General features: G+C 49.6%; 11 protein-coding genes. 6 read left to right on the forward strand and 5 right to left on the reverse strand.

All coding sequences use genetic code 11. The annotated features are described in order from the left end of the window. The first annotated feature begins 90 nt into the window (after positions 1-90). A complete protein-coding gene (locus ACO0LD_RS19275; RefSeq protein WP_423009760.1) occupies positions 91-1512 on the forward strand; it encodes a PLP-dependent aminotransferase family protein in 1422 nt (473 codons plus the stop codon). 12 nt (positions 1513-1524) lie between these two features. Here the strand turns inward: ACO0LD_RS19275 and leuE are convergent, their stop codons facing one another. Both leuE and ACO0LD_RS19285 read right to left on the reverse strand, forming a co-directional pair. Beyond that, positions 1525-2181 (reverse strand): leucine efflux protein LeuE, encoded by a 657-nt coding sequence (gene leuE, locus ACO0LD_RS19280; RefSeq protein WP_423009762.1) that lies wholly within the window; start codon positions 2179-2181, stop codon positions 1525-1527. Positions 2182-2241: 60 nt separating this feature from the next. Beyond that, entirely contained in the window at positions 2242-3333 is a 1092-nt protein-coding gene (locus ACO0LD_RS19285; RefSeq protein WP_423009764.1) for a GGDEF domain-containing protein, read from the reverse strand. A gap of 359 nt (positions 3334-3692) precedes the next feature. Here ACO0LD_RS19285 and cysS point away from each other — a divergent pair, with 359 nt between their 5' ends. Together cysS and ACO0LD_RS19295 are read left to right on the forward strand one after the other, a co-directional pair. Further along, positions 3693-5066, forward strand: coding sequence for a cysteine--tRNA ligase (cysS, locus tag ACO0LD_RS19290; protein ID WP_423009766.1), 1374 nt, complete (start codon positions 3693-3695; stop codon positions 5064-5066). 71 nt (positions 5067-5137) lie between these two features. Next, positions 5138-5758, forward strand: coding sequence for a hypothetical protein (locus ACO0LD_RS19295; protein WP_423009768.1), 621 nt, complete (start codon positions 5138-5140; stop codon positions 5756-5758). Between the two features lie 68 nt (positions 5759-5826). Here ACO0LD_RS19295 and ACO0LD_RS19300 read toward each other — a convergent pair whose 3' ends face one another. Continuing rightward, a complete protein-coding gene (locus ACO0LD_RS19300) occupies positions 5827-7962 on the reverse strand; it encodes a TonB-dependent receptor plug domain-containing protein (protein WP_423009770.1) in 2136 nt (711 codons plus the stop codon). 251 nt (positions 7963-8213) lie between these two features. Continuing rightward, the gene (locus tag ACO0LD_RS19305; RefSeq protein ID WP_423009772.1) at positions 8214-8975 is read right to left on the reverse strand and encodes a transporter substrate-binding domain-containing protein; all 762 of its coding nucleotides are present in this window, start codon (positions 8973-8975) and stop codon (positions 8214-8216) included. A 284-nt stretch (positions 8976-9259) separates the two neighbouring features. Here ACO0LD_RS19305 and htpG point away from each other — a divergent pair, with 284 nt between their 5' ends. Further along, positions 9260-11167 (forward strand): molecular chaperone HtpG, encoded by a 1908-nt coding sequence (htpG, locus tag ACO0LD_RS19310; protein ID WP_423009774.1) that lies wholly within the window; start codon positions 9260-9262, stop codon positions 11165-11167. A 105-nt stretch (positions 11168-11272) separates the two neighbouring features. Here the strand turns inward: htpG and ACO0LD_RS19315 are convergent, their stop codons facing one another. Further along, on the reverse strand, positions 11273-11779 hold the full coding sequence (locus tag ACO0LD_RS19315) for a DUF3016 domain-containing protein (protein WP_423009776.1): 507 nt from the start codon (positions 11777-11779) through the stop codon (positions 11273-11275). Positions 11780-12054: 275 nt separating this feature from the next. On the opposite strand from ACO0LD_RS19315, the gene ACO0LD_RS19320 reads away from it, so the two are divergent. Next, complete coding sequence (locus tag ACO0LD_RS19320; RefSeq protein WP_423009950.1) at positions 12055-12540, forward strand: DNA-deoxyinosine glycosylase; 486 nt, start codon at positions 12055-12057, stop codon at positions 12538-12540. Positions 12541-12707: 167 nt separating this feature from the next. Next, positions 12708-13520: a methyltransferase domain-containing protein gene (locus ACO0LD_RS19325; RefSeq protein ID WP_423009778.1), complete on the forward strand. Its 813-nt coding sequence runs from the start codon at positions 12708-12710 to the stop codon at positions 13518-13520. The last annotated feature ends 45 nt before the right edge of the window (positions 13521-13565 follow it).

Consider the following 13565-nt stretch of genomic DNA (forward strand, 5'->3'; position numbering starts at 1 on the left):
AACCGATACAGTACCAATACACTACAAACGATAATATTCGTACTGTAATGGTCAACTACCCATTACAGAAGACCAGTCTGGAGACATGCAATGCTGACGCCCACTTTTTTTATCTCACGTGACTCTGGCGGTTCGCTGGTAGAGCAAATCGTCAATGCCGTGGCCAACCGCATAGACGATAAATTGCTGCGCACCGGTGCGCGCATGCCGTCAATACGCCAGTTTGCCGATGAACAGGCGGTGTCGCGCTTTACCGTGGTGGAAGCCTATGACAGGCTGGTCGCCAAGGGTTATCTGGAATCGCGCCGGGGTGCCGGCTTCTTTGTGCGCGAACGTGCATCCATGCTGAATAACGTCCCCCATAATGCGCAAATAGCTCCCATCACCCAAAACCTGGATGTGGTGTGGCTGGTACGTAATATGTTCCGGCAGTTGCCACCACAAAAAATGCCGGGTTCCGGTGTTTTGCCACATGACTGGCTTGATGGCGAACTGGTGGCAAATGGCTTGCGCTCCATCAGCAGGTTGAACCAGAACCTCTTGCTGCACTATGGCACCCAGCAAGGCTTTTTGCCCTTGCGCCAGCAATTGCAATTGAAAATGGCTGAGCTGGAAATCGCGGCATCACCCGAACAAATCGTCATGACCAGCGGCGTTACTCAAGCACTGGATCTGGTGGCGCGTGAATTTACCCAACCCGGCGATACTATCTTTGTCGATGACCCCGCCTGGTTCTTGATGTTTGGCTCTTTCGCCATCCTTGGCACCAAGGTGATCGGCATACCGCGTCTGCATGATGGCCCGGATGTTGCCAAGCTGGCTGAGCTGGCTGCCCTGCACAAACCCAAGCTGTATATCATTAACTCGGTCTTGCATAATCCGACTTCGACTTCTCTCTCTGCAGCCAAGGCTTTCCAGGTTTTGAAGGCGGCCGAGGAACATGACTTCATGATCGTGGAAGATGATGTGTATTGCGATATGCATCCAGGGCCTGCAGTACAGGCGGCCACCCGTATTGCTGCGCTGGATCAGTTGAACCGGGTGATTTATCTGGGTGGATTTTCAAAATCGCTGGCAGCAAATTTGCGCGTCGGCTTTATCGCCACCTCGCCCGAACTGGCAATACGCCTGGCTGACCGCAAAATGCTGTCTACTCTGACGACGACAGAAATTGGTGAGCGCGTGGTGTATAAAATCCTGTCCGAAGGACATTACCGCAAGCATGTAGACCGCATACGCGTAAAGCTTGACGGAGTAAGGGATGACATCACCAAACGACTGGAACAACAGGGCATGAAGGTCGATTACCGCACGCCAGCAGGCATGTTCCTGTGGACAGAGACTGGCTGCGACACCAATAAGCTGACAGAGAAAGCCATGGAGCAGGGTTATCTGCTGGCACCTGGCAGCCTATTCTCACCCAGTCAACTCCCCTCCACCAAGATGCGTATCAATATCGCTGCGATGTCTGATCCTGGCGTTTGGGAGTTTTTAAAACGTGAGATAAATTAGCCCGCAGATCGATTAATGCAGGCTGGCATTGGCCAGCTTGACACCAAACCAGACAAACATGCTGCCCACACCACTCGACAAACTGGCAGACAGGCGACGACGCTTGCTGAAATTGCGCGCCAGGCGAGAACCCAGGAAGATCAATACCGATAAATAAGTGGTGCTGAATACCATCACCACTGCACTCAGTATCAGAAAAGGTACTGCTGGCGTCGGGTAGTCAGGGTCGATGAATTGCACAAAGAAAGACAGTAAAAACAGGATAGCTTTCGGGTTCAGCAAACTGATGACCAGGGCACGCTTGAAAGGGTTTTGCATATTCACAGCCGTCGCCTGCGTTTCTGCTACCGTCGCTGTCTTGTTACGCCATTTTTGTATGGCAGCCCAGATCAGATTGACACCTACCCAGGCCAGGTAAGCAGCACCGGCATATTTGACGACCATGAACAAAGCGGGATAAGTACGCAAGATACTGGCAGCACCCAGGGCAGTCAGCATGAGCAAAATACTGTCGCCCACAAAGATCCCTGCCGCACCTTTATAGCCTTCACGTACGCCACGTGTAGTGGCAACCGCCAATACATACAAAGAATTAGGTCCTGGCAACAAGATAATGCCCAGGGCACCCAATACATAAGTCCATAAATCAGTTACACCATAAAAACTCATTTTGCTCTGCCTTTATTTTGCTCAGTAGATTACTCAGTAGGCTCTACCGAGTTCCGCCGTCTACACCGGCTCAGGCACGAGATTAACATTTTGCGGCACTTCTTGCTCTGACCTGCCAGAACCCTCGCCTGCCCTGCGCAAAAGTGACAGTGCAGTATCCCCTTCACGCAATGTAGCAGTGCGTACGGTAGCGCTGACTTTCATTTCCTTGCCCGAGACCGAGATAGGCATGGCAATCACAGTGGCGCGGGTACGGTCGGCAATTTTATTGGCATCCTCCGCAGATGCTTCTGGTAAAAGCACACAAAATTCCTCGCCGCTAAAACGGGCTATGCAATCATAGGCGCGCATTGCTCGTTTCACACGGCGACTGACCTCAACCAGGATCACATCACCCACCTGTGGACCATGCGTATCGTTGATATGCTTGAAATCGTCCAGGTCAAGTACCAGCATGGACAATTGCTTGCCCAGGCGCTGGTGACGTTGCAGCTCAGTGTCTGAGATGCGCATGAATTCTTTCCAGTTGGCGACACCGGTGACAGGGTCCATATTCGCCTGCCTTTCCAGTTCTTGCTCTGCACTTAGCAACTTGCGCCTGTATCTGTGCACATAAGACGCGATAGCATGACCAGTGATGGCGACCGCCGGCAAGACCAGCACTACGCTGGCCGCCTGGGAAAAAGTACCTGATTGTTTATACAACAGCAGCAAACAGGATGCGGCGACAAACAAATACAGAGGAATGCGCAAGACACTCAAAGCCAGGGGCAAAGAAATGAAAGCCATCAACACCAGCCAGGCATCAACCATGTAATGCCCCAGATAATCGCGCGGCAGGCAGGCATTGCTGATGAACTGTATCAGCAAGACCATGACTATCCAGTGCATGGCATAACGGTCGAGTTTTGGTACGTTTTCTTCCCTGCCATATTGCCGTATCAACCACAGGGAATAAGCGAAACCGGCCAGGCGCATGACCAACAAGATAGCCAGTGGAATGTCAAACTCATGAAATAGTACATCTACCAGTGCCAGCGGCAGGAACGCCCATAGCATGATGCGCACCACACGACGGACTTGTGCCCTGTCCTGTTTGATGTACTGGGAACGATAGTTTTCTTCGCTGACGTCTTTATAATTCGTTTGCATTTTTGCACCGCTTTATTTTCAGCTACGTCTTGTTTTGCCTATTTGGTTCGCGATCAGACAGTTCAATTTTGATCAAAAGTGCATATGTATGCTACATTCTCACGCTGAACTTCTTAAATTCTGTACTAACGGAACCGGTCAGACTTAATTATATGCCCCACTTGGACCAACAACATGTTAAAGATTGCATAGGCGAAACGTCTGTGTCTGGCATGTCTGCGTCCGCGCAAACACAAGTTTTCAACTCAAGCTGTTGTTGAGTCTGCAAAACTGCATGCAGAAGGGATAGCCCTGTCTGCCCGTCTTGAGTATCTGCTTTCACCATCGATCACATTCACACTTAGCTATTTTCACAACAAATGGACATACTTCTCTACGATAACTGGGAACGCCGCCTGCGCCCTTTCAGCCCACTGAACAAAGACTGGGTGGGCCTGTACTGCTGCGGACCTACCGTGTATGACTATGCCCATATCGGCAACCTGCGCACCTACCTGTTTGAAGACCTGTTGCGCCGCGCCCTTGAATGGAATGGCTACACCGTGCGCCATGTCATCAACATTACTGACGTCGGCCATCTCGTCTCCGATGGTGATGACGGTGAAGACAAGATGGAAAAAGGCAGTCGTAAGGCCGGTGAATCTGCCTGGCAGATCGCCGACCGCTTCACTGCCGCCTTCAAGGATGATTTGCAAAAACTGCACATTCTTGAACCCGCCATCTGGTGCAAGGCCACCGACCACATCGCTGAGCAAATCGATTTCATTGCTGCCATAGAAAAAAATGGCTATATCTATCGCACCAGCGATGGCATTTACTTTGATACCAGCAAACAGGACGATTACGGTTTCCTGGCGCGTATCAAGCGTGATGCCATCAAGGCTGGCAGCCGTGTTGAACTCGGTGAAAAACTGCATGCGACCGACTTCGCTCTGTGGAAGTTCAGCCCACCGGACGAACACCGTCAAATGGAATGGGACAGCCCATGGGGCCGTGGCTTCCCTGGCTGGCATATAGAATGCTCTGCCATGTCAGCCAAATACCTGACGCCATGGTTTGATATCCATTGCGGTGGCGAAGACCATATTGCCATCCATCACAGCAATGAGATAGCGCAAAACCAGGCTTGCCATGGCACCCGCCTGGCCAACTTCTGGATGCATGGCTATTTCCTGCAAATCGATTCTGGCAAGATGTCTAAATCGACGGGTGAATTCCTGCGCCTGCAAACTTTGCTGGACCAGAACATTGATCCGCTGGCATATCGCTATCTGTGCCTGACTGCGCATTACCGCAGCCAGATGCAGTTCAGCTTTGAGGCTCTGTTGTCCGCACAAACTGCCTTGCAACGCTTGCGCGAGACTTATCATGCCTGGCCAGAAGGTGGCAGCGTCAATGCAGAATACAGCGAAAAATTCACAGCCTTCATCAATGAAGACCTGAATGTACCGCGCGCCCTGGCACTGGTCTGGGAAATGCTGAAAGCCGATTTGCCGGATGCCGACAAAAAAGCCACGTTGACAGAATTCGACAGAGTGTTTGGCCTGGGTCTGGCGCAATGGCAACCTGCAGTGCTGGCTATCCCGGCGGAAGTGCAAAGCCTGGCAGAACAACGTCAGGCTGCGCGTAAAGCCAAAAACTGGGCCGAGGCAGATCGCCTGCGTGGCGAGTTGCATGCACTGGGCTATGAAGTCGAAGATAAGGCCGAAGGTATGCAGATCAAGGCGCTGTAAAATTTAGGGTAGAAATCACCCAGGGGAAACAATCGTTTCCCCTGTTTTCATTCAAGACAAGAGGAAGCACCATGCAAAGTATCAGCCTGTCAAAAAAAGCAGCCGTCATTGCCAGTATGGCGATGCTGCCTGGCCTCAGCCAGGCTGGTATCTATCTGGAGGGAAAAGAAATTCCAGCAGATTTGCGCGCTTTCATCACAGCCGATACCAAACTGCTGGCCTTTGTCAGCACTGACTTGAATGGCGACGACAAGGCTGATTATGTTTTCATCCTGGAAAAACAAAAGAAAAACGCCACAGATGAAGATATGGAGCAAGGGCAGCGCCCCTTGCACATCGCCATACGCCAGGCCGATGGCAAATTAAAGCTGGTCAAGACCAACGAGAAAATCGTTCTCTGTTCTACCTGTGGCGGCGTGTTTGGTGATCCCTTTGCTGAGCTGACGGCAGACAAGAAAAGCTTCACAGTGTCCCACTACGGTGGCAGTGCCTGGCGCTGGGCGAATGCCTATCAATTCAATTACTCACGCAAGGACGATACCTGGCAACTGGTCAAGGCATCTGAATCATCCTTCCATACCAGTGAGCCGGACAAAGCCAAAGAAAAGATATACACGCCGCCCAAACATTTCGGCAAAATTGATATTGCCGATTTTGATCCTGAAAAATTCAAAGGCGCAGGTATCAAGTAGCGTGTACTAAGTAGCGTGTGCCAGGTAGCAAATACCAGGCAAACATTGGGGAGAAATCCCCAATCAATCTATAAACTCTTTTCAAACTGCAGGCGTATCATCGCACTTCCCGGTGTGACCGAGCTACGCAGCTTGCGACCATCCTGATCACTGTATTGCGAAGCCTGGAGCACATCCTGATGCAGGAGATTACTGACAGACAAGCGCAGTTGCATCTTGTTTTCCAGCTTCCACAAACCGTACAAGTCAAGATTACGGCTGACGCCAGTATAGTTGCGCAAACCAGGGGTGGCCTGCACAGTGCCCCCTGTCTGCAAATTAAAATTGAAGCCAAATGATTGTTGCTCGCTGCGCTTGTAATCCATACCCAGATTAGCAGTCAGCGGCACTTGATCTGTCAGGCGATTATCCGGCCCCGGTATGGCATCGAGCCTGGACCAGTTGCGTGCCGCATTCAGACGCACTTCTACTGGTGGCGCAGCAATCAGCAAATTCTGCAGGGCTATTTTTGCATCGAACTCTATCCCCATCACTTTGGCAGTGCCATGATTATATGGCGTCGTAATCCACACGCCATTTTTCTCATACAGGTTTTGCACAGTCACATCCTGTACGCGCTTGGCATAGGCTGACAGGCTGAACATGCTGTTTTTGCCAAAGTAAGATTCATAAGCCAGATCGGCACCCCAAGCCAGTTCAGGCAAGAGTTGCGGGTTACCCTGGTAGTCTGGATTAGTCGGTCCATTATCATTATTCGCCGTATAGCGGCGTGGCACAAGGCTACGCGGTGTGGGAGCCTTGTAAGTACGTGACAGGGCAAAGCGTAGCTGGTCTTTTTCTTGTTCCGGCAGTTTCCACAATAATTGCATGACCGGACTCCAGACGCTGGACCTGGTCTGCACTGGTGTCATCAGACGTCCTGTGGTTTCTGTATTCAAACCTTCCCAGCGTAAACCCAGATAAGCTTGCAAGCGATTTGTCACATCCCATTCATCCTGGGCAAACATGGCAATCCGGCGCACGTTGGCTTTGTAGTCTTCCGCCAGCGGGTCTATGATATTGGTATTAGTCTGCCGGTCAAATTGCAAACGCGCTTCACTGCGTTGCGTCAGCGTGGCATCCCAACCCAAAGCAAGACTGTGATCTTCGCGAAAGCGGCTCAAATATTTGCCGCTACTGCTGGCACTGCTTTCGGCGGCATTCGACACGACATGGCGATTGAAAGGCTGATCCTGCGGCAATGGATAACCAAAAAAATTGTAGTCAACCTCGCGGTGATTGTAATTAAAACCCAGCTTTACATTCAGCTTACTATCGGTATCTAGTCTGTGTGCCCAGTTCAGGTCTGTGCGTAATATGGCTGTATGCATGGACGCCTGATAATTATTGTCTGGATATTGCGTAGTGAGCTTCGTCATATTTATTTCATGATCACGACCCCAATTCAAATTGCCGTAGTAGTCAAAGAAACTCTGCAAGCTCAGCGTGTCGCCATTTTCCAGATTCCAGTTCAGCCTGGGGCTAAGTCCAAAGCGCCACACGTCTGTGACATTCTTTTGCTCCCTCAGGCGCAGAATTTTAAATTCGCCGCTTGCATCATAAATACTCTCGGTGACCAGGGGCGTGCTTTCATAGCCAGTTTTCGACAGAGTAGCGCTAACAGCATAGGAAAAACCGGCATTCTTGTCAGCGATCTCCAAAGCAAGTGAAGGATTCCAGTTATTTTCACTACGCGACATGCCGAATTTGACTTCTTTCCTGGCACTGCTTACACCTTTTTTCAGGATGATATTGATGGTCCCGGCCACTGCCTGCGCGCTGAACTCTGCCGTCGTCGTACGCAGGATTTCCACGCGCTCTATCAACTCAGGCGCGATACTGTCTATGGAAAATCCAGGCGCTACCGCATCGCCATTTAATAAGATTTGTGTATAGCCTGATCCCAATCCACGCATGCGCAATTCATTGCCCACCACAGACACACCAGGCTGGCGCTTTAATACGGCGGACAATTGCGTATCCCCATACTGCAGTAACTCAGCAGCATTGATGATGATTTTTGCGGCAGTGTCGTTCTTTCTTTGCGCTGTCGCACCCGGCCCTGCAACTTCCACCGTTTGCACGACTTCGCCATTCCTGGTGGGCGCATCAGCAGCACGCAATACCGGACTGAAAAGTAAAAGCGAGGCCCCAACACAGTTCATGCTGGCCTTCATGATTGCCTGGTACGGCAGGTTGGACGAGACAGATTTATTTCTTGAGGCAAGCTTGGGCATTTGTATGAAAATTTAACTGGGATAGTGCTGCCAGCCAGGGATGGCAAGCAGGAGATTTTTAGACAACGGGAGGAAGTGTAAAGTGGGCAAGACTATAGCAGAACAGGCTTGTGACAAAAGCCCGAAATCAAGTGACTGAGGAAGTCTTTTTCAAGGATAACGAGGGCTATGCCAGCCTGCTATTTTACCGATGGCAAACCCGTCTTGAGGTCTTTTAAAAAATCATCAAGTATGCGCGCAATGCTACCGTCATTTTTCATCGCCAGCAAAGTCGCATTGATGGCTTTTGAAGTCGAGCTTGAAGCAAATTCTGGCCTGACGCGCATGACATGGGAACCATAAGAAATAACCAGGCTAGGTCCCAACAAATGCGTCGATGCATTTCTTTCTGCCGCAGCCAGTATCGCTGGCTGGCTGGCGACAATACCCGAGATACGCCCGGCTTCCAGCATGCGCAGGCCATTTTCCAGCGTATTGATTTCTACTTTTCTGACCCTGTCATCCTGGCCAAACGTACCGTAACTCAAGCGACGCATCATGCCTATGCCTTTTTCCGTAGACAGCGCAATCAGATCATCATAATTCTTCAGCACGGCACCACGCTGCGCGACCACCACAATAGGGAACTGCGTCACCTCGGACAAAAAACTGCCTTCCTGATTTGTAAAATTTTCAGCCTGGGAAATACTATAAGCTTCTTTATCTGCCGGAAACATCACTATATGACGGGCACTGGGCACCACCACCAGTTCCAAAGACACACCGGATCGCCTGCGCAACTCATTAGCTATACGTACATTGATACCGTCATACCCCCCTTTAGTGTCTTTGACAAAAGCAAAAGGAGCCACTTCTGTCAGATAGAGATTGGCTGCACTAAGCCTGGGCGCATACCCATAAAGCAGATATAAACAAAGCAAACCCGCCACTTTAAGCAACATCGCTGTGACTCCATGAGCATTTAAGGATCAAAGAAATAAGTATCGATTAATCAGTACTGATCACCATTGATCAAATGAAGTTTAGTGATTTTTTGCAAAAATTACAAATATCCGTGCGTTCCCAGGATTAAGATGTAACATTTTCATGCTTTTTAAACAATCATCTTGAAATCCACCAAAGCGGCCTCACCTTCCACCTGCTAAAGCAATGTTGCAAACAATGCTTAAAAAAAGCAGCAGGCGAGCGATTGCCAACACTACTAAAGAAATCTTTGAGGGAAACCATGTCAGAAAAACAAACCCTGGGCTTTCAGGCCGAAGTCAAACAACTCTTGCAGTTGATGATTCATTCCTTGTATTCAAACAAGGAAATCTTTTTGCGCGAACTGATCTCGAATGCTTCTGATGCTTCAGACAAATTGCGCTTTGAAGCAATTAACGATGCCAGCCTGTTTGAAAACGATCCTGATCTGCAAATCCTGGTCAGCTTCAACAAAGAAACCCGCACCATCACTATCGCCGACAATGGCATAGGCATGAGCAAGGCAGATACCATAGAACATCTGGGTACGATCGCAAAATCCGGCACCAAAGAATTCTTTGGCAAATTGTCTGGCGACCAGCAAAAAGATGCCGCCATGATAGGCCAGTTTGGGGTTGGTTTTTATTCCGGTTTTATCGTTGCTGACCGCATCACCGTAGAAACCCGTCGCGCCGGTCTGCCTGCAGACCAGGCTGTACGCTGGGAATCTGAAGGTGCTGGTGACTTTAGCGTCGAAGATATAGTAAAAGAAGGCCGTGGCACCAGCATCACCCTGCACTTGCGTGAAGGCGAAGATGAGTTCCTGTCTGCATGGAAGCTTAAATCCGTCATCCGTACTTATTCCGACCATATCTCCCTGCCTATCAAAATGCAGAAAGAAGAATGGGATGAAGAGAAAAAAGAACAGGTCTTGAAGGACGAACTGGAAACCATCAACCAGGCCAGTGCCTTGTGGGCGCGCAGCAAGTCTGAGATCACGCCGGAACAATATGATGAATTCTACAAGCATGTCTCGCACGACTACAGCGCACCACTGACGCATACCCATAATCGCGTTGAAGGCCGCAGCGAATATACGCAATTGCTGTATATCCCGGCGCGTGCACCGTTTGACATGTGGGATCGCAACAAACGCGGCGGCATCAAGCTCTACGTCAAACGTGTCTTCATCATGGATGATGCTGAACAACTGATGCCAGTCTATCTGCGCTTTGTCAAAGGCGTCATTGATTCAAATGACCTGCCTTTGAACGTCTCTCGCGAAATCCTGCAGGAAAGCCGCGACATCAAGGCTATCCGTGAAGGTTCGACCAAACGCGTACTGGGCATGCTGGAAGACCTGGCAAATGCTGACGGTGACGACGCTAAAGAGAAGCAAGACAAGTACACCACGTTCTGGGGCGAATTTGGCCAAGTGTTGAAAGAAGGCGTTGGCGAAGACAGTGCCAACAAAGACCGTATCGCCAAACTCTTGCGCTTTGCCTCTACCCACAATGACAGCGATGTACAGAACGTGTCACTGGCAGATTACCTGAGCCGCGCCAAAGAAGGCCAGGACAAGATTTACTATGTCACGGCAGAGAGCTATGCAACAGCCAAGAACAGCCCGCATCTGGAAATCTTCCGCAAAAAAGGCGTTGAGGTCCTGCTGCTGACTGACCGTGTTGATGAATGGATGTTGTCCTATCTGACTGACTTTGAAGGCAAGGAACTGGCGTCTGTCGCCAAAGGCGGCCTGGACCTGGGTCAACTGGAAGATGAAGCAGAAAAGAAACAGCATGAAGAAACGCAGACCGAGTTCAAGGACCTGGTCGAGAAAATGAAAACAGCCCTGGCAGATAAAGCCAAGGATGTGCGCGTGACTTTCCGTCTGACTGATTCACCAGCCTGTCTGGTCGCAGATGAGCATGATTTGTCCGGTAACCTGGCGCGCATGCTGAAGGCGGCGGGTCAAAGCGCGCCCGACTCCAAGCCTATCCTGGAAGTCAATCCTGACCATCCTTTGGTACAGAAACTCAAGTATGAAGAAGCCAAGTTCGATGACTGGTCACATCTCTTGTTTGACCAGGCTTTGCTGGCAGAAGGCGGCCACCTCACTGACCCTAGCGGTTTTGTGAAACGTCTTAATGAGATGTTATTGAGTAAGTAAGTCAGTAAGTAGGTAGATAAGTAAGCTCAAGGATCTCAGTAATGAAAGAAAAACGGACTCAGCAGTGAGTCCGTTTTTTTATGCATCAGCGACAAATCTGAAAAATTAACGCGAAGGAAATACTTTTTCGCGCTGTTGTTTGGCAAACCAGTCACGCAACATCTGTTCTTCATAGCGAAAACTGGAATTGCCAGTGGCCAGACCGGAACGCATGAGGAAGTTCATATCCTTGATATTTTCTGTACCAGAGGCGATGCTTTTACCTTTTTCATCTTTCAAGTCAAAACTGAAAGTCATACGCGGCCAGTACAAGTCCTTGATGACACGTATATCATCGACAGTATTGCGAAAAAATGGACGTACATCACCAGCCAGGTCAACATCAGTCACTGTCACATCCCATTGACAGGCGTCGGGCAGTTTTTTCGCCATATCTGCAAATACCTGGTCAAGTTCCTTGATCATGCGTGCCTGGAAGCCTGATTTGGATTCATTGCCAGGGCGAATATCGGTATACTTTTCAGGCTCTTGCCAGGTGACTTTTACCTCACCCGCCTGTACCTGCGTCGCCATCACGGCAACCAAAAACACTGTGTTAAAAATCAATTTCATTTTCTAACCTCCTGATTCATTCTACTATAGCAAGTACTGCAAGATTTTCCATCATTCAAGAATAGTCCATGAATGCAAAAACGACCAGACATGCTGGTCACCAGCCAGAATGAATTTTGTCACAAAGTTTTTCAGCCTTCATTTGTACCGATGGTGCACTGAGACGGATATGGCATCGATATCACGTAGCAAAGCCATCTACTTGTTATCCTGAAAGCTGACCAGATATTAGCTACATGAAAACACCTGACTTGATCACGACGACACAATCTCCTTTGCTACAAGGTTTCCCGCCTGTGGTGGATCAAGATACTCACACACTGATACTGGGCAGCTTCCCTGGCGTTGCCTCACTCGATGCAACGCAATACTATGCATTCAAGCAAAACCAGTTCTGGCGTCTGGTTTCTGCATCACTGGGCACAGACCTGGTCAGCCTGGATTATGAACAGCGCCTGCAAGGCTTGCTGGCCCATGGTATTGGCCTATGGGATGTATTTCATTCTTGCGTACGCGCAGGCAGTCTTGATTCGGCGATACGTGATGGCAAACTGAATGATTTCTGCGGCCTGCAAGCCAGTCATCCACAATTGCGCAAGCTTTGCTTCAATGGTCAGACTGCTGGCAAAATGGCAGCTTATTTCAAACAGCGTGGCTATCTGACGGCGATACTTCCCTCATCCTCACCCGCTTATGCGATGCGCAGTTTTGAAGAGAAACTAAGGGACTGGCAAGTTGAACTAGGGCCTGTCACTCCCTGAAATTCATTTCATCAGTAGCATTGCGTTCTCGCTCCACCAAATCGCCCCATGTCTGGCGCAACAGGAAAAAGCAAATTTTTGCAGCTTTTTCGGTCAAAATTTATTACAACTTGTATGAATGATGTAAATTTGCTTTCCATAAACACTATGGAGGTTAAAATAAGCGAATGCTAATCAAACGAAAATCCATAGAAGCCGAGGCCAACCACAGGTCTGGCCCCACGGCTGCAGCGCCCAAGAAAGCCAACCGCAAACCCAAATTTGCTCCCGTCACCCTGTCTGAAATGGATGGGGTACGCTTTTTGCATTTTGGTACAGAATGGGTACAGGGGGCCATGCGCCTGCGCAAGCCCGACGCTATCGAACTCGAATATGCACAACAGATGATGGCCTGGATGCTGTTCATTGATGCACCACAACACCTGGCGCAGTTGGGACTTGGAACTGGTGCATTGACCAAATTCTGTTACCGTCAGTTTGAAGAGGCGTCAGTAACGGCGGTAGAACTCAATCCCTCAGTCATTGCCATTTGCGAAAGCATGTTCAAATTGCCGGCCAATGATGATCGCCTTCAAGTGCGGGAAATGGATGCCCTGGACTTTGTCAATGATGACAATAATCATGGTCATTTTGATGCCATGCAAGTGGATTTGTATGATGCCACCGCACGTGGCCCTGTGCTCGACAGTGCTGAATTTTATCAAGCCTGCGCAAATTGCCTGAAGGATAACGGCATCCTGACTGTCAACCTCTTTGGTGACCACCCCAGCTATGCACGTAACCTGAAAGCCATGCGCTTTGCCTTTGATACGGTGCTGTGCCTGCCAGAAGTCCATGATGGCAATGTTGTTGCTCTTGCCTTCAAGCGCAAACCTGAATTGAATTTCCCAGATCTGTATGAGAAAGCTGAACAGATCAAGGCCAGTACCAAATTGCCTGCAAAATCCTGGGTAAATGGATTAAAAGCGGGCTCAAAGTAGCCTGCAATTCAAAATAATTCCAAAATAAATTGATGGAAACGGCCA

Origin of the sequence: Undibacterium sp. Ji83W (assembly GCF_049340385.1) — a bacterium.
Classification (GTDB): domain Bacteria; phylum Pseudomonadota; class Gammaproteobacteria; order Burkholderiales; family Burkholderiaceae_D; genus Undibacterium.